Source organism: Paenibacillus sp. FSL R10-2796 (assembly GCF_037965315.1).
GTDB lineage: Bacteria > Bacillota > Bacilli > Paenibacillales > Paenibacillaceae > Paenibacillus_AQ > Paenibacillus_AQ odorifer.
In genome coordinates, this window is the sequence record NZ_CP150178.1 from 1,316,438 (window position 1) to 1,339,363 (window position 22,926).

Here is a 22,926-nt window from a genome sequence, read left to right on the forward strand (position 1 = left end):
CATCACACTCCCTTGTCAGCCAGAAGTCCAGCGAGTAGGTCTGGATGATCGGTAATAATGCCTGATACACCAGCTTCAATTAAATATTTCATCCGCTCGGGATCGTTAACGGTCCAAGGATGGTAGACAACGCCATGCTTCGCCGCTTCTTCGACGAATTCAGGCAGTACTGCAAAATGATATGCATGCAACGCAGTCGCTCCAAGTGTAGCAGCATAGTCCCAAGGACGATACAAGCCTTCCCCGTATAGAATTCCTGTTCTGATCTCCGGTGCCAGCGACTGACAGTAAGCTAGTGAATAATGGTTGAAGCTCGAAAAAATGACGCGATCGCTCATCTTGAAATCACGTACGGCCGCAATCACTTTTTCCTCCATACCCGGATATAAAAAAGTGCCATTTTTAAGCTCGATATTTAGGATGGTATCTCTACCTTGCAGCAGATCTAATAAATCTTCCAGCAATGGAAGGCGCTCATCTTTGAATTCAGGTCCGAACCATGAGCCTGCGTCCACTTCCAGTAGTTCTGCGAGTGTATGATCCTTCACATAGCCGGTTCCGCTTGTTGTGCGGTTTAGAGTTTCATCATGAATGAGGACTAGGCCGCCATCCTTGGTCATTTGTACATCAGTTTCTATTCCGGTTGCACCCAGCTCAAGACCTTTGCGAAATGCTGCCATAGTATTTTCTGGACACACTGCCGACGCTCCACGATGCGCAAAATTAATGATGTTGTTCATAAGTTATTGTCCCTCCAACTTTAGTGTTTGCTATGCCCCTATAGATGGGGGCTACTTGTCATATTCCACAGAGAGTAAAGAAACCCTGTCTGGAATTTTAAATCAGTTATTCATAGCGCCATACGGGATTCGTTCTAAAAGTCCAGCTTCATAGATGCTCCGCAGCTTCAGCTCGGGCATATGAATATAACCGATATAACAATCGCATACCTTCATTCGGCAGCTTCTAACCGCAGAGAGACCCTCTAGCCCATCACGGTAAAGATTGCCTATGACCCTTCTGTCCTTATAGCAGCGTTTCACAAGCCCAGCGCCCTGTACGTAAAAAACATCTTTTCCTGCATTGCAGGCTTGGCCAAGGCTTTCATAATCCATAGCATTCACAGAAAAATGTGGATCAATCTCGCTAAGGAAGACAAAATCCTCAGCTGTATAATAATCAGGTTTATCTTTGTAAGCATTGACCCATAAGTACACGTTCTCTGGTAACGCAGAACGAAGTGAAGCTATAGCTGAAAAAGCACTGCGTATTCCAACGCTTCCCACACTAAATGGAACGTCGTTCTCATATAAAGTCAAACATTGCGCCAGAAATTTATCCTCCCGCACTTGTCCGGGGTGGTAGGTGGCCCAAAAGGCCGCTTTTTTACGATTCAGCTGGGAGATGAAATCCAGGTTGGCAGATAGGTTGGTCTGAATCGCTACCTTCTCTACATGGTCCATATTGGAGAGGGCAATCATTGCTTCTTTGTACCAGCGATGAATCAGCCCTTCGCCATAGGGATTAAAAAATATAGAAAGCCGATGACCTGCCGCACCTTGCTCAGAGGCCCACGCTACAAAGGCTTCCAGCCCCTGGCGGTCCTTGGCGAGCGTAGCTGCGCTGTCTCTTGTTTTGCCAAAAGGACAATAGGGGCAATCATAGTTGCAGGACGTGAGGGAACCGCGGTAGTAGAGGACCGCATTCATGGCAATACGAACCTTTCCATCTGCTCTCGGATCTCCCCAGAAATAAACCAATCCCCAATCGAATCAGAGTAACCCATCCCTTCGGTGGTAAGGCGCAGGATGCCATCTTCCTCCTGCCCAAGACCGGAATGAAGCAGGTTGGACAGCTCAGGATAATCGCTCCAGAGCGATTGATCGAAACGCTGGCTGTAATCTTCAAGCTTCAGCCCTTCGCTATGTAGAATCGCCTTCAGAATAAAGCGGCGTTTCTGTTCTTCAAGACTCAGCACAATCCCGTAATCCGCAGTATCGTAACGATCCGTCGCCACGTAATCAGCAATAATGCTCTCGGTTGCTTTACGGCTTACCCCATAACGGGAAGCGTAATGCACATGGCGGGTGTAGGATCTTGCTCCGCAGCCCAATCCGACCATTCCTTCTTCTTGGCAGCTATAATCGAGAATGGGTTTAGCTGTTCCTGCGTCTTCCTTGGCGAAACGACGCATGGAGTATTGGCGATATCCTCTCGCTCTAAGCAGCTGCCCAGCGGCTTTGTAGCAATCTAGGCGAATATCGTCCTGACGCTGGATATCACCAGGCTTCACAATCGTATGCTCACGGGTGTAGAGCGGATAGATGAAAATTTCCTCTGGCTCAAAGCTGATCGCTTGATTGAGCGAATATAGCCAAGAGTCGACCGTCTGCCCCGGAAGCCCGTAGATCAGATCTAAATTCAGTATGGGAAAATCATATTTCCCCAGCAGCTCTAGTGCCCGATATACCTCATCCGGATTTTGTGGGCGATAGATGGCCGCCGATTCAGCAGCGACAAAACTTTGGATGCCCATGCTGACCCGATCCACCGTATACTCTTTTAGAATATTCAGCTTCTCTTCGGTAATCGTCTCCGGTGAAGTTTCCACTGAGATGGAGGCTGTATTTGTGTCCAGTCCCATCGTATCAACGGCAATGTGGAACAAGCGGCGGAGCTGATCTGCTGCCAGCAGGGTGGGAGTTCCACCGCCGATCGCAAAACGCGCATAAGGTTTATGTCTGGTGAATTCCGCCCATTGCTTTGCTTGGCGTTCCAGGGCATCCACGTATGTGGCATGAACATTTGCGCGTTTATCAGGCAGGGTAAATAGGTTGCAGAATCCGCAGCGTGCGCCACAAAACGGAATATGCATATATAGAAAGAAAGATTCCGCAGGCTCATCACGCCAGAGTGTTTCTAGCGGCATCGGAGGCTGCAAATCCCTGTAAGCCGTTTTGTGTGGATAGGAATACAGATAAGAACGGTAAGGGTGAGCAGTAATGCTGTCTTTCCACTTGTGAAGCTCTTCTAAAGAGAAGGACGATAACGTCATATCAGTTCTCCATCCTTTCCTTGTTATAAATATTATAAAATAAACTCCCGATAAGGGACGTTCCATACCGTCTCGTGGGCAAGGCGATGCCCCTGATAGCCATCTTCCCCATAAGCGGTTCCATGATCTGAAAAAGCCAGGCAGAAGACAGGATTGCCGCGTTCCCGGAACGCATCGAACAACCGGCCCAGTTCACCGTCCACATAACGAAGAGCGGCGCGCTGGCTGTCTACGGAGTCTTTTTTAGCACCAGGTACAAAATAATGATTTGGTCCGTGAATGGCAGAGACGTTGAGGAACATAAACAATCTTTGCTCGCTAGGAGTATCCTTTAGCAGCTTCAAGGCATGGTTCACCTGATGCTCTGTGGAACGCGGATTGGTCACACCGAAGGTCATCCGCCAGTAGCTTTGCTGGAAATAGCTTGGCAACACACGAGCGAGTGGATTTTTTTTGGTGAAAAAAATAACACCTCCAATACAAACCGTGCGATAGCCCTCGGCAGCAAGTCCTGACACGATATCCGGCGTATCGAACAGCCATGTATGAGGATGCGTCTTCATTCCGGTATTTCGGGAATGGAACATACGGATATGCTCAGTCTTATCCGTTGTAGCTGGAGTAGGCAAGAAGCCGCCGAAAAAAGCGTGATGGGCCGCATAAGTAAAGCTGCCGGGAGTATGTCTTTTCTCCCAGGATCCCGTTCCGCACAGGTTCGGGCAGTTCGCTTCCTCCATAGTAGCTGCATCGTATCGAAGGGTATCAAGTGTGATCATTAGAATGTCATGGGTGCCAACGATAGTGTTCATATCCATTAAGAGGATCCTTCCTTTATAAGCGGTGTTGAGGGATGAGTAATATAGTCTCTGGCGGTCAATACCTTCATTTCCCATTCGTAGGTGCTGCAGCCACGGTATTTCACATCGTACAGCAAATCGCCAAAAGGATTAACATCGGCGACAAAACACTGCTGCGATCCTCCAGATATCAGCACGTCTATCCCGGCAACTCCAGAACGGGGAAATGCCGCCAGCGCTTGCAACGCGGTATTTCGTACCTGCTCCTGTATGAATTCTGATAAACCGGCTTCTGAAGGAGACATCCGCTGGCTGCGTAAATGCAGATTCGTAATTGGGGTGGAACTTACACGAGCAATTGTATGACAGGCCTCACGGAGAACCACGAGCTGGCGGATATCGAAGGCTTTGCCGTTATGGCCGATCTTAGGGATCCATTGCTCGGCATAACCACCATGCCGATAAATCCAGTTAATAATGCCGGAGATCGTGGCGGTATCTGTGTATCGCCGCAGTTTACCGGAATTATAGTAAATGGGCGGTCGGGTGATGTAATTCTCGACCCCCACTGTAGTTAAGGCAATTTCGGCACCTGTAACGGGATGGAGCTGATAGGCAATCACCCCGGAAGCGGCAGAGCCGAAGGCTAGCTTAATGAATACCCGGTGCATTCGCCGGGAGATCATCATCTCACGGAGAGAGGCATAGTCGGTAGGCTGCTGTTCCTCGCCTAATGGACGAGGAATAGTGATGCCTGCCCCACTCAGAATCTGTTGTGCCCGCCGTTTATCGGTCATGGCCGCAATATCAGCGGGGTCATTTAACCATAGCGAGCCTGGACAAACCTCTTTGGCTTCGCGCTGCAGTCTAGCCAGCATGCGGCAATAACCGCGGAACCATTGTGAAGGATGATGCAGGACACCCTGCATCTCCTTCAATTGATGGGCTACCTTCACACGGAGTGGGCGCGGATCAGGTCTTTCAGCGTAGGGATGCAGCGAATCGTCAACATCAACGGCATCAGGTGCGCCAAGAGCGATTAAGGCACGTTCTACTTCAAAGCTGCTGCCAGGCGATTCCAATCTCAGCAGCGGGGGAGCCGCACTGAGATCTATTCCGTTATAAACAGCCGGCTGGCTGGATAACTGCTGCTTCTGCACTTCCAGCAGATCACCTAACGATTGGCCTTGCAGAAATTCAGCGTACGATAAAATGATGGCAGGTGGCATTCCGAGATCGGAACGTGCTTGCTGAATGCCGCTAGTCCGTTTATCCCCAGGAATACCGATAACGATCATCGGCCGCATAGGGGGCTCACTCTGTGATGGAAGGATAACGCCAGTCTTCCTCATCATCGCTTTCCTGTTTGTCGCTGACATCGACAGGTAATCCACTCTGCTGCCACCGGCTGATCATCTCGTCGGACATAAAATGATGGCTTAGATTCAATGCTTTTAGTCCCTTGATTCTCTCGCTGGCAAGAAGCAATTCAGCACCTTCGTCGCTGAGGGTACCCAGAGATAGATCTAGCGTATCCAGCTGATCTAAGATAGGCGCATTTGCTACTGCACCGGCGATTTCATCTTGTATTTCGCTATTTTTTAATCCCAGATAGGTAAGTTTAGGGAACTTTCCTACTTCTATAAGAGGTAGAATATCTGCGAGGCTTCCGTCAAAGCCGTAGTTATCTACGCCAAGATATAGTTCCAGCTTACGTAAATTCGGCAATTGGCTGGCTGCAATATTTTCAAGTACGGCTTTACTTAAGCCGCCACTAATAATTATCAGTTCCTCCAGCTTGTCATGCTTTAGCTCTGAGAGGCTCAGCTCATTCCCGCCTTGAATCGTGAGTGATTGTAATTCTGGAAAAGCAGGGAGCAGCGGTGATAGATCGCTTTGGGTAATCCATGAAATCTCGCATTCCTCATAGCCCATCTCACCAATAAAAAGCTTGCGTAAAGCAGGGAAGCTGGCGCTATGCGTAACCAGTGCCTCTACAACCTCTTCCGAGCTATTCTCGTAGGCTTGCCCCCAATCACCGATAATTAGGCTGGTCAGCGACGCACCTTCAGGGCTGCTGCTTAACTTCTCAATTGCTTCGCCAATTCTTTGACCTTCTTCGAATTCGTCGTATCCAATACTAAGCTTTACTTCCGTCATGGGTGTTCCCTCCCGGAAAAATTTAACTTCGAAAATACCCTATCATCTGTAGCCGAGGGAGTCAAATAGCTGAATATAACTATAGTTAAACTCTCCATATTATTGAGGTGAAATTTTGTGGTAGGTTTATACTAGAGGCAATTTTATTTTTTTGGAAGGAGTTATTCGTATGAAGAATAAACTTCAGGAATGGATTATTGAGACGGATATAATTAAAATGCAAGAGGCTCTGGAAGCAGGTTTAATTACCTCAGAGGATATAGTTCAAGTATATTTGGAGCGGATCCATAAATACGATATAGACATAAACTCTATTTTAGAAATAAATCCAGAGGTTATACAAATCGCGCGAGCACTCGATAAAGAACGAGCAGAAAAAGGGAGCCGCGGGAGCCTGCACGGTATTCCTATTTTATTGAAGGATAATATAGACACCGCGGATAAGATGCATACGAGTGCCGGTTCTGTAGCTTTAGCTGGATCAATTGCGGCAAAAGATTCATTTGTAGCGGCCAAGCTTCGATTGGCGGGGGCTATTTTACTTGGGAAGGCGAATATGTCGGAGTGGTCTAATTTTATGTCTAGTACAATGCCTGCGGGATATAGCTCGCGGGGAGGGCTTGTACTGAATCCGTATGGACCTGGGACGGTATTTGTCAGTGGTTCCAGCTCTGGGCCTGCGGCAGCCGTAGCAGCGAATCTGGCAGCAGCAGCGATCGGAACGGAAACCGCAGGATCCATTGTCGGTCCAGCCAGCCAACATGCTCTTGTCGGAATCAAACCTACGGTGGGATTAGTGAGCCGTTCTGGAGTCATTCCCATTTCAGTAAGCCAGGATACCCCTGGGCCTATAGCTAGAACGGTTACAGATGCGGCAATTATTTTAGGGGCGTTAACCGGAGTGGATGACAACGATTCAGCAACATTTTCAAGCGAAAAATACGCTTATACAGACTATACTTCAAGTTTAGATAAAAGCTTTATACGACAAGCAAGAATAGGTATTCCACGGCATTATCATAAGCATTTAGACGCTGAGAGGCTTGCAATTATGGAAGCAGCTATCTTGACCTTGAAGAATGAAGGGGCTACCCTTATAGATCCTGTCACAGTACATGTTGAACAACAGAATTGGAATAATGATGTGATTTGTTATGAATTTAAAAAAGGGCTCAACCAGTATTTAGCACAAGTAGATGATTCCGTTCCGATTCACTCTTTGCAAGAATTGATAGCCTATAATGTAAGACATGCTGAGATTGCCTTGCAATATGGGCAAGACACCCTGACAAGATCAGAAGAAGTAACATTAACTGAAGAGGCCTATCAAGAGAAGAGACAAGAATACAAGGAATTAGCGCTTGAGCAAGGAATAGATTATGTGTTGGAACAATATATTTTAGACGCGTTATTGCTGCCTGGTGATGTAGATGGCATGTATATTGCGGCACGCTTAGGTTATCCATTAGTTACTGTTCCGGCGGGATATGTAACTCAAGGCATTATTGATGCGGATGGGGATTCGACCAAGGGACCTTTTGGTGTTGTTTTTTCCGGAAAAGCTTATAGCGAGCCTACGCTCATAGCCTTAGCATACGGGTTTGAACAAGCTACGTATCACCGGATTCCACCTCAATTGGAGTAGAATTAGGCTAACTTAGAATAGAAGGAAGCGATCAGTTTGAAGTATTGCCTGGAATGTGGGACAGAGTTAGTAATGAAAGAAAATGAAGGGGAAGGGCAGGTACCTTATTGTAATGCGTGTGAAATGTTCCGATTCCCTATTTTCAGCACGGCGATTAGTACAGCAGTATTAAACAGGGGGAAAAACAAGATTTTATTAATTCAGCAATATAATCGGCCAGACTACATATTACTCGCAGGATACGTGAACAAAGGTGAAGATGCGGAAACGACTCTCGTACGTGAGGTAAAAGAAGAGGTAGGACTTGATATTGTCGCTTATGAATATATGCGCAGCTTGTACTTCGCACCATCCAATACGCTAATGCTGAATTTTATAGGTGTTGCAGACTCGGAGGACTTGAGCCAGGTGAGTACTGAGGTTGATCATGCTGAATGGTTTACTTTGGAAGAAGCCGCCAGAGCGATTAAAAAGAACAGCCTAGCCGAAACCTTCTTACTGGCGATTATTGAGAAATTGAACGCGGGACAGGTACAGGTCAATCCGGTAGCTGTTGGAGGAAAGTAAAAAGGAGCCGTGAGGCTCCTTTTTATTGTTTCATGTAGGGGGTCTAGTTTATTTAAGCTTATACACACGAGCTTCATAAGGACGAAGCTGAATTGTGTTTAGTTCTTCTTCTGGATTTACTTCGTAATTGGCAATAAGCAATGCCTTCGCTTGGAACTTCACAGTAGAAGGAAGTTCGAAGGTCGCAGGCTCTCCGAAGAAATTCAATACAACCAGTAGCTGTTCTTCTCCAAGAGTACGCAGATAAGCATATACCTGTTCATTCTCCTCAGCCAGAATTGTATAATTTCCGTATACGATAATTTCATGCTGCTTGCGCAGCTCAATAAGTCTCTTATAATAGTAAAAAATAGAATCAGGATCAGCCAGCGCCTGCTCCACATTAATTTCCTTGTAATTAGGATTTACGGCTAGCCAAGGAGAGCCCGTCGTGAAGCCTGCCTGCGGCTCGGCGTTCCATTGCATCGGCGTACGGCCATTGTCCCGGCCTTTAATGTAAATGGAGTTCATGATAGCTTCTTCCGAATGTCCGGCAGCCAAGTATTCTTTATACATATTCAAGATTTCAATATCTTTGTAATCGTTGATGGAATCAAACTGTACATTCGTCATGCCGATTTCTTCGCCTTGATAGATGTAAGGTGTGCCTTGGAGCGTGTGCAGCAGTGTTGCCAGCATCTTGGCAGATTCTTTCGGATATAACTTATCATCTCCGAAGCGGGATAACATACGCGGCTGATCGTGGTTGTTCATATACAGACTGTTCCAACCTTTACCGTCCAGCGCGATTTGCCATTTGGAAATGATGGACTTGATGTCCGCCAGCTTCCAAGGCTGCACATTCCATTTGCCTCCAGGTCCAGAATCGACGTCCATAAGTTCGAAATGGAATACCATGTTCAGCTCGTTGCGATCCTCGGAAACGTACAACGAAGCCTCCTCGGGAGTGACATTAACGGCTTCGCCTACTGTCATGATATCGTACTTGGACAGGACCTCACGGTTCATTTCCTGCATATACTCATGTACGCGTGGTCCGTTAACGAAATAGTCTCCTCCGAAGTGGTACGTAGGTTGCTCTCCGTTATTTTCTGGGGCAACGCTAGGTAATTCCGGTACTTTGGAGATCAAGTTGATTACATCCATGCGGAATCCGTCAATGCCCTTGTCCAGCCACCAGGTCATCATATCGTAGACTTCCTGGCGCAGCTTAGGATTATCCCAATTCAGGTCGGGTTGCTTTCTCGAGAAGAGATGGAGGTAATATTCCTCCGACTTCTCATCGAATTCCCAAGCCGAACCGCTGAAGAAGGAACCCCAGTCGTTAGGCGTCTGTCCGTCCTGGCCCGGCCGCCAGATATAATAATCACGATAAGGATTATCCTGCGATTTGCGGGACTCCACGAACCAAGCGTGCTCATCAGAGGAGTGGTTGACCACGAGATCCATAATCAGCTTCATGCCACGGCTGTGAAGTCCAGCTAGCAGTTCCTCCCAATCAGAGAGTGTTCCGAAATCATCCATAATACTTTGATAGTTACTGATATCATAGCCGTTATCGTCGTTTGGCGACTCGTATACCGGGCATAACCAGACTACGTCGACGCCAAGCTGATTTAAATAATCGAGTTTCGAGATAATGCCCTGCAGATCACCGATGCCGTCCCCGTTACTGTCTTTGAAGCTGCGGGGGTAGATTTGATAAACTACGCTTTCTTTCCACCATTTCTTATCCATGTATAACTCTCCTATCTCTCTATATAAATCTTAGTTATTTAATGGACCCTGATGTTAGTCCACTGATAATCCATTTTTGCGCGAACAAATAGACCACGAGCATCGGGGATAAAGCAAGCAGATACGAAGCAAAGGCTAAGTTGAAATCTGTGCTGAATTGACCTTGGAAGACATACTGTACAAGCGGAAGTGTGTATGAATCCTGATCACCGAGCAGAATCAGCGGCAGCATAAAGTCATTCCAAGTCGACAGACAGGAGAGGATACCAATTGTTGCACTGACCGGAGCAAGAAGTGGGAAAATAATCTTCCAGAACGTTCCGAATGTCGTTGCACCATCTACTGTGGCAGCTTCCTCTAGCTCATAAGGAATAGAGCGGATATAGCCAGTGTATACAAACACGTTAAAAGCCAAGCCATAAACAATGTATAGAATAATAAGACCCAGAATGTTGTTCATATGCAGATCCGTTGTCACTTTGACCACAGGCAGCATAATAATCTGGAAAGGAATAAACATTGCGCTGATAAAATAAAAGTAGAGCGCTTTGAAGAATTTTCGGTTCATATTGCGGGCAATCGCGTAGGCTACCATGGAGTTGGTAAGCAAGATGAACACTACTGATGTTATTGTGATCGTGGCGCTATTTCCTAAGGCGTTGAAGAAATTGGTTGCCTTAATGGCATTGGCGAAGTTCTCAAAATGCAGGCCAGTCGGCAGTGAAAAGATGGATTGAGCCATTTCCTCGGGATTTTTTAGCGCGATAGCAATAGTCATGTACAGCGGAAAAAGGATCAGTAGTGAGCCTAGCGCGATAAGAATCGTTGCAGGCCAGTTGCTTGATTTTTTGATCATAAGTCCATCTCCCGTTTCTGCAGAAATTTAAGCTGAAGGGCGGAGATCACAACGATCACGATAAAATAAATCACGGCGTTCGCCGATTGATAGGCAAATTCTCCGCCTTGGAAGCCGCCTGTATAGATTAAGTGGGCAATGGATTGTGTTGAACGTCCAGGTCCCCCACCTGTCAAGGCTACGATTTGGTCGAATACCATTAAGCCGCCCTTCATCGCCAGCACCATGTTGATCGTGAAGAAGGAAGCAAGCATTGGAAAAGTAATACTCCAGAATTCTCTCCAGCGGCTAGCGCCGTCCAGATTGGAGGCTTCGTAAAGATCTTGCGGAATCGTCTGTAGACCTGCCAGATAGAGAATCGTGTTATAAGCAATTCCCTGCCAAACGGCTACAATGACGATACCGATCCAGGCCCAATCGGAGTTGCCGAGAATGTTCTGCGAAAGGAATTCGCTGCCAAGCTTCTCGCCCCAGATAGGGAATACATTTGCGAACAAATAGTTGAAAATAAAGCCGACAATCAGCACGCTGAGGATATTTGGCAGGAAATATACACCGCGGAAAAAGTTTTTGGCTTTAATCTTGGCGTTAAGCCCAAGCGCAATCAACAAACTGATGATGTTGATGAGAATAGTTGTTAAGATGGCATATTTAAAAGTGAACACATATGAATTCAGCACATTTTCATCTTGAAAAATGTTAATGAAGTTCTTAAATCCTACGTAATCAAAGCTGTCACTGAAGCCGTCCCAGTTAGTGAACGAATAATAAATACCCTGCAGTGCAGGAAAGGTGTGAAAGGCAAAGAAAAGAAGCAATGCCGGTATAGTCATTAGATAAAAGGCGACTCGGCGTTTGGCCATCATGTAATCCTCCTTGGAAAAGAGAAAGAGAAGGGGGAGTCCCGTTCTCTTTCTCGGCTCTTATTTGTCAGGTCTCGTTATTTCCGGTCAGCTACCTTATCCCATTCTTTATCAAGCTGTTTCAGGTACGCATCAACATCTTTCTTTTGCAGGAAGGCTTGATTGATGGTATCCACTTTCATTGCACTTGGGATGTAGTGGTCTGCAAAGTCGGCCAAGTTACCTGAGGTAAATGCTGCTTTGAAGCCGTCCATTGTTGGATCATCTTGAGTTACACCTTGCACGGCTGGGAATGCTTTTTGCTCGTTAATGTAGAGGCTGACATTCTCAGGCTGGAGCAGGAATTCAACGAATTTTTTAGCTTCTTCTTTATGTTTAGTGCTCTTAGAGATAGTCAACAATGTGTCTACGCCAGAAATGACCTTATTGTTAGCAGCATCATTTGTCGCTGGGAAAGGGAATACACCAAGCTCAATGGATGGATTAGCCTTCACGATTTCTGGAATCGCCCATACCCCTTGCAGATACATTGCAGATTCACCTTTAGCGAAAGCTGTATTACCGTCATTGTAGCCTTTTCCAAAAATATCTTTTTGACCGAACTCCGTCAGCTTAAGCAGCTTTTCAGCAATTTCGGTGAAGCTGTCTGCGAAAGTCACAGTACCTTCAGTACGTTGCTTGAAGAAATCATTGCCTTTAATGATTGTAGAGAGGGAGTTGAACGGCGTAAGGGTTGTCCAGGAATCCTTAAGGGTCAGGTAAAAAGCATTTTTACCGCTGTCCTTGAACTTTTGAGCGACGGCAATGAACTCATCCCAAGTGGTTGGCACGGTAACGCCGGCTTCAGTGAACATCGCTTTATTGTAAATGACACCACTTGCGTTCGAAGAGAATGGAAGACCATTCAGCTCGCTCGAACCTGTCAGGTCTTTCAGCATTTGAACATAAGCAGGCTGGATATTTTCAGCAAGTGGATCACTTGAGAAGTCTTCAAACAGACCACTTCCGGATAATGTTTTGTAGGTGTCAGTGGCACCGATACCGACCACGTCAGGGATGTCTTTTTTAGCTGCACGAGTCTTCAGCACTGTTTCGGCATCCGGTGGGTTCACTTGAGTGACTACGATGTTCGGATTGGCTTCATTAAATTTCGCAACCAGCTTGTCGAAGGTGGCTTTGGCTTCGGTCTTATTTTGGAAAAACTCGATTTTTACCTTGTCACCGGAGGAGTTCCCGCCGCTAGATGTGTTGTCAGCCGCATTGTTACCACTATTGCTACCGCAGGCGCTAAGCACGGACATAGCCAGTAGACTAACCATTACGGGTTTGATTGTTTTTTTCATGATAAATCCTCCTAATAATGTGTTGGTATTATGGTGAATTTGATAAGAGTAAACGTTTACGTTGACGGCAAACTTAAATGATGTTCGTGTTCTTCTAAGCGACGGGTATGCAATAAAGTGAACAGTAAACGTTTACGTAATATTGATAAAAAGACTTAGGTAAGCGATCTTACCGTTTGTCTTTCCACAATTGTGTGATCGACAATCTGGCTGTTGACAGACTCGCCTGTTTCAATCATCTGAATGAGCTTCTCCACGGCGATCTTTCCAATATCGTACAGCGGTTGGCGTACTGTTGTTAAAGGCGGAATAACCATTTTGGCTAATCCAAGATCGTCATATCCCATAATGGAGATATCCTCGGGCACGCTTAGACCATTTTTGATAACGGTGGAGAGGGCACCAATCGCCATTTCATCACTAGCAGCAAAAACGGCAGTCACATCAGGCGCTTGCTCCAAAAGAGTCTCCATAGCTATACTTCCGCTCTCATACAAAAAATCTCCGTAAGCAAGATAGCGGCTGTCAAAAGGAATACCATTTGCTTCAAGCGCATGCTTATAACCTTCTGCTCTTGGCGCACCAGCGATAAGATCGCTAGGGTTTCCACTAATCATGGCTATTTTGCGGTGACCTTTTGAAATTAAGTAGAGGATAGCGTCAAAAGCTGCTCGATAATCATCTACTTTCACATAAGGGACCTTGGCGAATTCTGTTTGGGAAGAGACCAATACAACGGGGATCCTCATGGTTTCGAGCACATCGTAATATTCTTTCTTAAGGACTTCACTAGAAAAAATAATGCCATCAACCTGTTTCTCTCTCAGGAGCTGTAAGTACTTCAACGTTCTTTTACCGTCCTGATCGGTATTGCATACCATCACACTGTAGTTCCGGTCATTGGCCAATTCTTCAATACCTTTGAGCAGATCGGAAGAGAAAGCACCAGAAACACTAGGGAACATAACACCAATGGTTTGTGTACGCTTATTGATTAGACCCCGGGCAATCGCATTGGGTTGATAACCAATTTCTTTGATCGCCTCATTTACCTTTTGTTTCGTTTTGTCCGAATACCCACTTAAATTGTTTAGCACGCGAGAGACTGTGGCAATGGAAACGTTCGCTTTCTGTGCAACATCTTTAATCGTTGGGTTCATTCCTATGAGCTCCTTAAACTACGGTTATCCTTGAATTAAACGCTTACGCTGATGAGAGTAAGTTATGAAAGAAGAGAACGTAAACGCTTACCCCGAATATAAATGCTGGTAGGCGCTTTTGTCAACTGTACCTAAAAAATAAAAAAATGATCAAAACTACGCAAGAGCAGTAATCTTTAAATAGGAATGAAACCAATGTATATACCAAAAATTTACTTGGAAATATCGGAATTGACAAAAGAATATTGGAGGTCTAACATTTAGAGAGTAAACGCTTACGTAAAATTTTTAAATATGGCATGCAAGCCCTGGTTATAATGATTTACTCGGATAAGGAGTTGCATTTATGAATATTTATCTCGAGATTCCGGATGTGGATAAGCACTTTCCTTACCGCAGTTTACTCTGCAATGGTGATACGTTGTGTTATCCGCATTGGCATAAAGAAATTGAAATTATTTATGTTACCAAAGGAAGCCTGAATCTGGGAATTAATGATACCCCTATTCACATGGAGCAGGGCGAGGTTCAGTTTATTAATGGTGGGGATGTGCATTATTTTCTCTCTTCCCCTGAGAGTGAACGGGTAGTGATTCAATTTGACCTGAATTTGTTTCAAGAAGTAGCCGCTTTGAACGGTAATGACTACTCACTTCGTGAGGTCTTTACGCTTATGGAGTATTCCAGTTCTAGATGGCCCGTGGCAACTGCCGCGAAGGTCAAAGGGCTGATTGAGAGTATTTACGAGGAAGATGTACAGCGAAGAGAAGGATATGTTTTTCTAATCAAGGCTAGATTGTTTGAACTGCTGACCGTTATTCTACGGGAGGTACCGAAGAGTCCGATCAAGAAACAGCCTAAGTTCTCGGAAGATACACTGAATCAATCCAGAGAAACACTGGAGAGACTAGAGCGGATTTTTATCTATGTGGAGCAGCATTACCAGGAGGCTATTACGCTGAATGAGGTAGCTAATTATATGGGGTTTAGTCCTTATTATTTTACCAAATTGTTCAAGAAAAACACGGGCATGACCTTTATCGCGTTCTTAAACGAATACCGGCTTAACAAAGCCAAATGGATCTTGATCAATGAAGATCTGCCGATGTCTGCCGTGGCGGAAGCAGCCGGGTTTGGCAGCGTGAAGACCTTCCATCATTTTTTCAAGGAAGCAACGGGGATATCCCCGCTGAAATACCACAAGACAATATTCGGGAATAATACAGCAAGATTGCAGGAAGAAAGCCCTTCCTCAGCTTTGTATGATAGAGATATCAAAACAGGAATAAGTGGAGGTTAGACCAGAATGACTTTAACAGTAGGAATTATCGGCTGCGGAGGTATTGCGAACGGCAAGCACATGCCCGCGTTAAAAAAAGTAGAAGGTGCGCGAATGGTTGCTTTTTGTGATATCGTCGCTGAACGTGCCGAGAAGGCAAAAGCGGAGTTTGGAGATGAGCAGTCCGTAGTTTACACAGATTATAAAGAGCTTCTTAACGATGCAAGTATAGATGTGATACATGTATGTACGCCGAACATTTCCCATGCGGAGATTTCCATTGCGGCTATGGAAGCAGGCAAACACGTAATGTGTGAGAAGCCGATGGCTAAAACCACGGCAGAAGCACAAGCGATGATCGAGGCCTCAGAGCGAACTGGGAAAAAGCTGACCATCGGTTATCAGAACCGTTTCAGACCAGATTCAGCTTATCTGCATGCGGTATGTGAGAATAATGAGCTTGGTGAGATCTATTACGCCAGAGCTAAGGCTATCCGTCGTCGCGCGGTCCCAACTTGGGGTGTGTTTTTGGATGAAGAAGCGCAAGGCGGCGGTCCGTTGATTGATATCGGCACCCATGCGCTCGATTTGACCCTGTGGATGATGGATAATTACAAACCTAAATATGTCGTGGGCAACGCTTATCATAAGCTGTCCGGTCGTAAAAATGCTGCAAATGCTTGGGGCCCGTGGGATCCTGAGAAGTTTACAGTGGAGGATTCCGCCATTGGATTCATCACTATGGAGAATGGGGCTACCATCGTCTTAGAAGCAAGCTGGGCACTGAATACACTCGATGTCGGTGAGGCCAAAACGGTACTTTGTGGGACTGAAGGCGGAGCAGATATGGAGAAGGGTCTGCGCATTAACGGAGAAGCCTACGGTAAAACCTTTGAAAAGTATATCGGTCTGGATGCCGGTGGCGTCGACTTTTATGATGGTGCAGGAGATGATCCTGCGGTGATAGAGGCAGCTCAGTGGATTGACAGCATTGTAAATGACACCGAGCCTGTAGTGAAGCCGGAGCAGGCGTTGGTTGTGACTCGCATCTTGGAGGCTATTTATAAATCCTCTGAAACTGGTATGCCTGTGTTTTTTGAATAATCAAGCAAATTCGATGGTCATAGATAAATATGAACTAGGAGCGTGTCTCAAGTGACAAGAGTAACCGTATGGAATGAATTCCGTCATGAACGTCAGGAAGAAAGAATTCTTAAGGTCTATCCGCAAGGTATTCATGGACAACTGGCAAGTTTTCTGCAAGAGGCAGGACTGGACACTCAGACAGCTACGCTGGATGAACCAGAGCACGGACTGACGCAAGAGGTATTGGATAACACGGATGTACTGATCTGGTGGGGACATATCGCCCATCATGAAGTAAGTGATGAGATTGTAAATCGTGTACATGCGCGAGTGCTGCAAGGTATGGGACTTGTAGTGCTTCATTCGGGCCATATGTCCAAAATCTTTATGAAATTAATGGGCACCAGCTGCGATCTGAAATGGCGTGAAGCTGAGGAGAAGGAGCGTCTGTGGGTCATGGACCCAAGTCACCCGATTGCTGAGGGCATTGGTGAATACATCGACTTGGAGCAAGAGGAAATGTACGGTGCGCATTTTGATGTGCCAGCACCAGAGAGTCTTGTATTTGTCGGCTGGTTCGAAGGCGGCAACGTCTTCCCAAGCGGATCGACCTACCGTAGAGGCAGCGGGAAGATCTTTTATTTCCAGCCTGGTCATGAATCTTATCCAACCTATTACAACAAGGATATTCAAAAAGTTATCATCAATGGCGTGAACTGGTGTGCACCAACGAAACGTGACTATCCGGTTTACGGACATTCTGAAGCCTTAGAGCCTATCAAAGAAAAGGTGGTCGTATAAATGAAATTAGGCGTATTTGATCCTGTATTTGGAAGCTTGAGTCTTGACGAGATGTTAGATAAAATCGCCGCCGCAGGTTTGAATGCGGTAGAAATCGGCTCGGGCGGTAATCCCGGCAATGCTCACTGTCCGACAGATGAGCTGCTTGCGAGCGAGTCAGCACGTCAAGAATATTTGGAAAAGTTCACGAAACGTGGCATTATGATCAGTGCCTTCAGTTGCCATAATAACCCGATTTCACCAGATAAAGAAGAAGCCCGCGCCGGGGATGAAATTCTCCGTAAATCGATCAAGCTGGCTTCACTCATGGGTGTTAAGGTCGTGAACACTTTTTCGGGAACGGCTGGGGACAGCGATGAGGCAAAAGCACCGAACTGGCCAGTCACACCTTGGCCTACCGTGTACAGCGACATCAAAACCTGGCAGTGGGAACATAAGCTGATCCCTTACTGGAAGGAAATCGGCAAGCTGGCCGAGGAGCATGGCGTTAAGATCGGCATCGAGCTGCATGGCGGCTTTCTGTGCCATACCCCTTATACGATTTTGAAGCTTAGAGAAGCAACCTGCGATGCTATCGGAGCCAATCTGGATCCGAGCCATCTGTGGTGGCAAGGCATTGATCCTGTAGGTGCTATCAAGATTCTCGGTAAAGCTGGCGCGATTCACCATTTCCATGCCAAGGATACTTACTTGGATCAAGACAACATCAATATGTATGGTCTGACCGATATGCAACCTTATGGCGATGTGCAGACCCGCGCATGGACCTTCCGCTCCGTTGGTTGCGGTCACAGCATATCTGAGTGGTCAGATATCATGAGCGCGCTGCGCACTTACGGTTATGATTACGTGGTGAGTATCGAGCACGAAGACCCTCTTATGACGGTTGACGAAGGCTTCCAACGTGCAGTAACCAATTTGCAATCCATTCTTATTCATGACCAGCCTCAGGGTATGTGGTGGGTGTAAGGTCGAATTAGAAAGCCTTGATTCTCTATTTAGAGAATCAAGGCTTTTTTTGCGTGTAGTGGGGATGGGGGGGGAGAGTGGAAGAGCGGAAGAGCGGAAGGGAGTAAAAACGAGCTGGCAAAGAGATAGGGAGGAGGTAGGGACGAGTAGGAGCTAATAAGAAACGAACTAGAAACTAACTAACTACCAATCAAAAATGAACTAGTTTGCTAACGGACTCAGATGCAGCTATTCGCGACTTTTAGACCTTTTTGAGCAAGTTTCGGACCCGAGAGACCTTATTGTTCCTGAAAAGCAAGAAATTCGAGGTGTTTGAGCAAATAACTGCGCTGGAGTCCGATAGCATCTCAAAACAGCGGATTTGTTGCAAATAGGGTCTCTGGAGTCCGCGACTTATGCGCTTATGCGCTAGCTGATCTTCGACGGTAAAATCGTAGTTAGTTTGGAGGCTGGTGAGTTGAGCTTCGGGATAATGGGATACGGGCAAATGTGCAGCGCAGTTAGTTTGGGGCTGGAGCGTCAGGAGCGTGGTGGAGATGTGGTAGAGATGTGGTAGGTAACTGTGCTAACGGACTTAGATGCAGCTATTCGCGTGTTTTAGGGTTTTTGGAGCGAGTTTCGGACCCGAGAGACGTTATTGGTCGTGAAGAGCAAGGAATTCGAGGGTATTTGAGCAAATAACTGCGCTGGAGTCCGATAGCATCTCAAAACAGCGAATTTGCTGCAAATAGGGTCTCTGGAGTCCGCGACTTATGCGCTGATGCGCTAGCTATTTTCAACGGTAAATCGTAGTTAGTTTGGGGGCTGGTGCGTTGAGCTTCGGGAGAATGGGATACGGGCAAATGTGCAGCGCAGTTAGTTTAGGGCTGGAGCGTCAGGAGCGTGGTGGAGATGTGGTGGAGATGTGGTGGAGATGTGGTGGAGATGTGGTGGAGATGTGGTAGGTAACTGTGCTAACGGTAACGGGCAAATGAGCAGACGCAGAAATGTATGAGACATAGGGCAGAAATGATAGAGACATAGGAAAGAACAAGGCAAAACTGTGCTAAGGACTCAGATGCAGCTATTCGCGTGTTTTAGGGTTTATGGAGCGAGTTTCGGACCCGAGAGACGTTATTGGTCGTGAAGAGCAAGGAATTCGAGGTGTTTTGAGCAAATAACTGCGCTGGAGTCCGAAAACATCCCAAAACAGCGCAATAGTTGCAAATAGGGTCTCTGGAGTCCGCAACTTATGTGTTTATGCGCATGCTGATCTTTGCGTATCTAAAGATCGGCTTTTTGTCATGCATTCACTGGTTACAGTATTGCAATCTCTGCGTCAAGCGGGAGTGGACGAGTTGAAAAGAATAGGTACAGGCTGGTACGCAACATATTTGAAATGATTTCGTCTTTATATAACGGAGGTGGAGCAAGATGAATTTATGCTTTTCGGGAGGCCGGTTTCAAACTTTTTTACAGCGGAATATTAAACTGATGCTTGTATTTGGACTTTTGTTCGCTGCTTGCTTTACAGGAGTTGGAAGGGTGGAAGCTGCTGGCTCAGATCTGATCATCGTGAACAAAAAAACAAACAAACTCGCGTATTTCAGTGACGGCAAGCTGGTGAAGACTTTTCCGGTTGCCACAGGAAAGTCGAAGGAACTGACGCCAGAAGGTAGCTTCAAAATGGTGGTTAAAGTAAAAAACAGACCCTACTACAAAGAGAAAATTCCCGGTGGGGATCCGGCAAATCCGCTTGGCGACCGCTGGCTGGGGCTGGAAGTGAACGGGACCTATGGCACGACGTATGCGATTCACGGCAATAATAATGAGTCATCGATAGGGAAGTACGTTAGCGCCGGTTGTATTCGAATGCATAATGATGATATTCATTGGCTGTATCCAAAAGTAGCCAAGAATACTCGAGTTATCATTACAACGAGCACACTGGCTATGGAGAATATTGCAACTAAAAACGGGTACTCTGTGGGAAGTAATAAGTTTGCGGGAACTTTTGAGATCAATGGGACGACAACAAAGCTGAAGGATCCTTTTATATTGGAAAATTCCCGTGTGTTTGTTCCGCTGAGAGAATCCGTGGCCTTACTGGGTGGTACTTTGCAGAGTGAAGCGGGGACAGGAGCACTGATAATTACGATCGGCAATCGTACGGTGACACATAAGCCATTATCCAATAAGGCTATTGTGAATGGGAAATCCATTACGATTTTACCGTCACGCAACGAAAATAACCGATTACTAATTCCGCTGAGTATCTTACCTGATTTATTCGCTGTTCAGGTGCAGTGGAATGCGCAGACTCAGGTGGTAAAGATTAAGTTATAATTGTTCTTGGCCTTTTATTTCTGATTTAAATTGTTATATACTGTACTTATTCTAAAATACGGACAATTATGGAGGGCCACCGACTGATGAATAACTAACACGTTTCCTGAAACAGACCATAAAGTTTGTGAAGTGCATATGCACAAGTCACGGAGCACCCGCGCAGGGTGATAACGGTCAGGGATACGTGTGTCGGTCGGGGGTCTTACGATGCTTTTATATGGATAGTTCTATCTATTGTGTTGGTTTACTCTGCATCCAGCAGGTGAACACAGCCGTAGTTTATCCATGTCTGGGCACATTCCCCCTTCATACGCTATTCGACCGCAGACCGTTGGCTGCGGTTTTTTATTTGCAATGAAATCGGAGGAATGAAAGATGACTGTAATTAAAGTGAAGAATTTACGTAAGGAATGGAATGGGATCCCTTTATTTAAGGAGGTATCCTTTGAGATAGCTGAGGGAGAGCGCGTGCTTTTATTCGGACGAAACGGGATTGGCAAAACCACACTGCTTAAGGGGCTGATCGGTCGCCTTACTTTTGAAGAGGGAAGTATCTATCATGGTTTGCCATCTGAAGAATGGGGTGTGCTCGATCAACAGCTTGAGGTACCGGGGGAAGTAACCGCATTGGACTACGTTCTTTCAGGGTCAGCACAGCTGCCTGAATTAAAACGCCAGCTGGAAGCCCTCAGTCAGAGACTGCAGGAGCAGAAAGCTGATAACGAAGCTGAATTGGCTGAATATGCAGAGGTGTACGATCGTTACTTGCAGCTTGATGGATATGGCTGGGAGGTCAAAGCGGAAAAAAGTCTAAAGCAGCTCAAGCTTGAACATGCAGTCTGGGATTTGCCATACGCCTCACTTAGTGGAGGGCAAAAGACACGGGTGCAATTAGCAGCATTATTAGCCCGGCAGCCCAAGCTATTGATTCTGGATGAACCGACCAATCACATAGATGGAGAAACGATGGAGTGGTTGGAGCATTGGGTGTGCACCTACCCTGGAACCGTGTTTTATGTATCACATGATCGTACATTTATTGATCGAACTGCGACGTCTGTGCTGGAGCTTAGTCCGGAGGGATGCCGGCGTTATTCGGGTGGATATACACAGTACCGGGAGCAGAAGACTATAGAGCTGAGAACATTGGAGGGACAATATAAAAAGCAGGAGCAAGAAAAGGAGAAGCTGCTGGAGAGCATTAGGCGGTATGCAGAATGGTTCCAGCAAGCGCATCGTGCTGCCGGACAAAATGATTTTCTGCGTTCGAAATCCAAGAAAAATGTGTCTCGTTTCCATGCCAAGGAAGCTGCGCTGGAACGGTTAAATAAGAACCGTGTAGAATTGCCCCATGAGACTGGCAAGCTGAAGATGAAGCTGGAAAGCGAAGAGTTTCTGGCAGATTCTTTACTGACACTCCGTGAGATAGAGTTTGCCTATGAGGGGAGTGCGCCTTTTCTTAGGGATTTCAGTTTGTCGCTAAACCGGGGAGACCGACTGTCTATTCTGGGTCCTAATGGTGTTGGAAAGTCTACGCTGCTGAAATTGATTGCAGGGATCAATAAGCCTACAAAAGGTGAAGTGCGGCTGCATCCACGGACGACAATCGGTTATTTTGCACAAGAGCTAGATAACTTAGAAATGAACTCTACGATTCTGGATAGCTTGCTTGAACTGCCGGGAATGACCCAGACGGAGGCGCGGACGATTCTGGGTTGCTTTTTATTTACGCGGGACGATGTATTTAAACGGATTGGGGATTTGAGTCTGGGGGAGAAATGCCGTGTGGCTTTCCTCAAGTTGTATTTTGGAAAAGCAAATCTATTGGTCTTAGATGAACCCACTAATTATCTGGACATTGATACTAGGGAACGAGTAGAAGAGGCACTTATGGTGTATCCCGGCGGGTTAGTAATGGTCTCGCATGACCGTTATCTTCACTCTAAAGTGGCTAATCGCTTGGTGATATTAGAGCCGTCTCAGGCACCAAAGTTTTTTCAAGGAACGTATGCTGAATACTTCGAAAAAGACAGAACCCGTCTGCTTACTGGTATAGAACAGGCTCGGGAGGATGACCTTGCCCTCCTGCAGCTGCGTCTGAATCAGCTGATTCAGAGTAGCAGTGTGGATTCTGAGGCGGAGAATGCAGCGCTAGTGGCGGAAATCGTTAATTTGCAGCGACAAATACAGGAACTAAGGGGCGAGGGGAAACCCTTATCCTCCTAAGCTGATAAAAAACACAACCTTGCTCAGGATAAATTTATCTTGGGCAGGTTGTGT

Annotated in this window: 20 protein-coding genes; 9 read left to right on the forward strand and 11 right to left on the reverse strand. The window is 46.2% G+C overall.

Features of this window, described 5'->3' with window-relative positions; all coding sequences use genetic code 11:
* Nucleotides 1-2: 2 nt before the first annotated feature.
* From NST58_RS05815 to NST58_RS05840, 6 genes are all read right to left on the reverse strand, one after another.
* The gene (locus NST58_RS05815; RefSeq protein WP_076129570.1) at nucleotides 3-740 is read right to left on the reverse strand and encodes a glycerophosphodiester phosphodiesterase; all 738 of its coding nucleotides are present in this window, start codon (nucleotides 738-740) and stop codon (nucleotides 3-5) included.
* Nucleotides 741-842: 102 nt separating this feature from the next.
* Nucleotides 843-1,709, reverse strand: coding sequence for an STM4011 family radical SAM protein (locus NST58_RS05820; protein WP_339246682.1), 867 nt, complete (start codon nucleotides 1,707-1,709; stop codon nucleotides 843-845).
* Entirely contained in the window at nucleotides 1,706-3,055 is a 1,350-nt protein-coding gene (locus tag NST58_RS05825; RefSeq protein WP_076305647.1) for an STM4012 family radical SAM protein, read from the reverse strand. The genes NST58_RS05820 and NST58_RS05825 overlap by 4 nt, the downstream gene beginning before the upstream one ends.
* Before the next feature lie 32 nt (nucleotides 3,056-3,087).
* Complete coding sequence (locus NST58_RS05830; RefSeq protein WP_076129567.1) at nucleotides 3,088-3,870, reverse strand: STM4013/SEN3800 family hydrolase; 783 nt, start codon at nucleotides 3,868-3,870, stop codon at nucleotides 3,088-3,090.
* Nucleotides 3,870-5,231, reverse strand: coding sequence for an STM4014 family protein (locus tag NST58_RS05835; protein ID WP_339246686.1), 1,362 nt, complete (start codon nucleotides 5,229-5,231; stop codon nucleotides 3,870-3,872). The genes NST58_RS05830 and NST58_RS05835 overlap by 1 nt, the downstream gene beginning before the upstream one ends.
* Nucleotides 5,167-6,012 (reverse strand): STM4015 family protein, encoded by an 846-nt coding sequence (locus NST58_RS05840; RefSeq protein WP_076129565.1) that lies wholly within the window; start codon nucleotides 6,010-6,012, stop codon nucleotides 5,167-5,169. Before NST58_RS05840 ends, NST58_RS05835 begins: the two co-directional genes overlap by 65 nt.
* 169 nt (nucleotides 6,013-6,181) lie before the next feature.
* On the opposite strand from NST58_RS05840, the gene NST58_RS05845 reads away from it, so the two are divergent.
* Together NST58_RS05845 and NST58_RS05850 are read left to right on the forward strand one after the other, a co-directional pair.
* Nucleotides 6,182-7,657 carry an amidase family protein gene (locus NST58_RS05845; protein ID WP_339246689.1) on the forward strand — a complete coding sequence of 492 codons (1,476 nt, stop codon included), beginning with the start codon at nucleotides 6,182-6,184 and terminating at the stop codon, nucleotides 7,655-7,657.
* Between the two features lie 36 nt (nucleotides 7,658-7,693).
* The gene (locus tag NST58_RS05850) at nucleotides 7,694-8,224 is read left to right on the forward strand and encodes an NUDIX domain-containing protein (protein ID WP_339246690.1); all 531 of its coding nucleotides are present in this window, start codon (nucleotides 7,694-7,696) and stop codon (nucleotides 8,222-8,224) included.
* 48 nt (nucleotides 8,225-8,272) lie between these two features.
* Here the strand turns inward: NST58_RS05850 and NST58_RS05855 are convergent, their stop codons facing one another.
* From NST58_RS05855 to NST58_RS05875, 5 genes are all read right to left on the reverse strand, one after another.
* Nucleotides 8,273-9,961 carry an alpha-glucosidase gene (locus tag NST58_RS05855; protein ID WP_076309567.1) on the reverse strand — a complete coding sequence of 563 codons (1,689 nt, stop codon included), beginning with the start codon at nucleotides 9,959-9,961 and terminating at the stop codon, nucleotides 8,273-8,275.
* A gap of 34 nt (nucleotides 9,962-9,995) precedes the next feature.
* Nucleotides 9,996-10,814, reverse strand: a complete 819-nt coding sequence (locus tag NST58_RS05860; RefSeq protein ID WP_038574152.1) for a carbohydrate ABC transporter permease — start codon at nucleotides 10,812-10,814, stop codon at nucleotides 9,996-9,998.
* The gene (locus NST58_RS05865; RefSeq protein WP_038568998.1) at nucleotides 10,814-11,680 is read right to left on the reverse strand and encodes a sugar ABC transporter permease; all 867 of its coding nucleotides are present in this window, start codon (nucleotides 11,678-11,680) and stop codon (nucleotides 10,814-10,816) included. The genes NST58_RS05860 and NST58_RS05865 overlap by 1 nt, the downstream gene beginning before the upstream one ends.
* Nucleotides 11,681-11,757: 77 nt before the next feature.
* Entirely contained in the window at nucleotides 11,758-13,023 is a 1,266-nt protein-coding gene (locus NST58_RS05870) for an extracellular solute-binding protein (RefSeq protein WP_076129561.1), read from the reverse strand.
* A 155-nt stretch (nucleotides 13,024-13,178) separates the two neighbouring features.
* Nucleotides 13,179-14,183 carry a substrate-binding domain-containing protein gene (locus tag NST58_RS05875; protein ID WP_036680403.1) on the reverse strand — a complete coding sequence of 335 codons (1,005 nt, stop codon included), beginning with the start codon at nucleotides 14,181-14,183 and terminating at the stop codon, nucleotides 13,179-13,181.
* Between the two features lie 346 nt (nucleotides 14,184-14,529).
* Between NST58_RS05875 and NST58_RS05880 the strand changes: the two genes are divergently transcribed.
* The 7 genes from NST58_RS05880 (at nucleotide 14,530) to NST58_RS05910 (ending at nucleotide 22,872) form a co-directional block, all read left to right on the forward strand.
* On the forward strand, nucleotides 14,530-15,483 hold the full coding sequence (locus tag NST58_RS05880; RefSeq protein ID WP_076195168.1) for an AraC family transcriptional regulator: 954 nt from the start codon (nucleotides 14,530-14,532) through the stop codon (nucleotides 15,481-15,483).
* A 6-nt stretch (nucleotides 15,484-15,489) separates the two neighbouring features.
* Complete coding sequence (locus NST58_RS05885; protein ID WP_312150345.1) at nucleotides 15,490-16,566, forward strand: Gfo/Idh/MocA family oxidoreductase; 1,077 nt, start codon at nucleotides 15,490-15,492, stop codon at nucleotides 16,564-16,566.
* A 51-nt stretch (nucleotides 16,567-16,617) separates the two neighbouring features.
* Nucleotides 16,618-17,349, forward strand: a complete 732-nt coding sequence (locus NST58_RS05890) for a ThuA domain-containing protein (protein ID WP_038569006.1) — start codon at nucleotides 16,618-16,620, stop codon at nucleotides 17,347-17,349.
* Nucleotides 17,350-18,318: a sugar phosphate isomerase/epimerase gene (locus tag NST58_RS05895; RefSeq protein WP_036680409.1), complete on the forward strand. Its 969-nt coding sequence runs from the start codon at nucleotides 17,350-17,352 to the stop codon at nucleotides 18,316-18,318.
* Nucleotides 18,319-19,130: 812 nt separating this feature from the next.
* Nucleotides 19,131-19,262, forward strand: coding sequence for a hypothetical protein (locus NST58_RS05900; RefSeq protein WP_339246697.1), 132 nt, complete (start codon nucleotides 19,131-19,133; stop codon nucleotides 19,260-19,262).
* A 469-nt stretch (nucleotides 19,263-19,731) separates the two neighbouring features.
* Nucleotides 19,732-20,643 (forward strand): L,D-transpeptidase family protein, encoded by a 912-nt coding sequence (locus NST58_RS05905; RefSeq protein ID WP_076129557.1) that lies wholly within the window; start codon nucleotides 19,732-19,734, stop codon nucleotides 20,641-20,643.
* A gap of 378 nt (nucleotides 20,644-21,021) precedes the next feature.
* The gene (locus NST58_RS05910) at nucleotides 21,022-22,872 is read left to right on the forward strand and encodes an ABC-F family ATP-binding cassette domain-containing protein (protein ID WP_339246700.1); all 1,851 of its coding nucleotides are present in this window, start codon (nucleotides 21,022-21,024) and stop codon (nucleotides 22,870-22,872) included.
* Nucleotides 22,873-22,926: the final 54 nt, after the last annotated feature.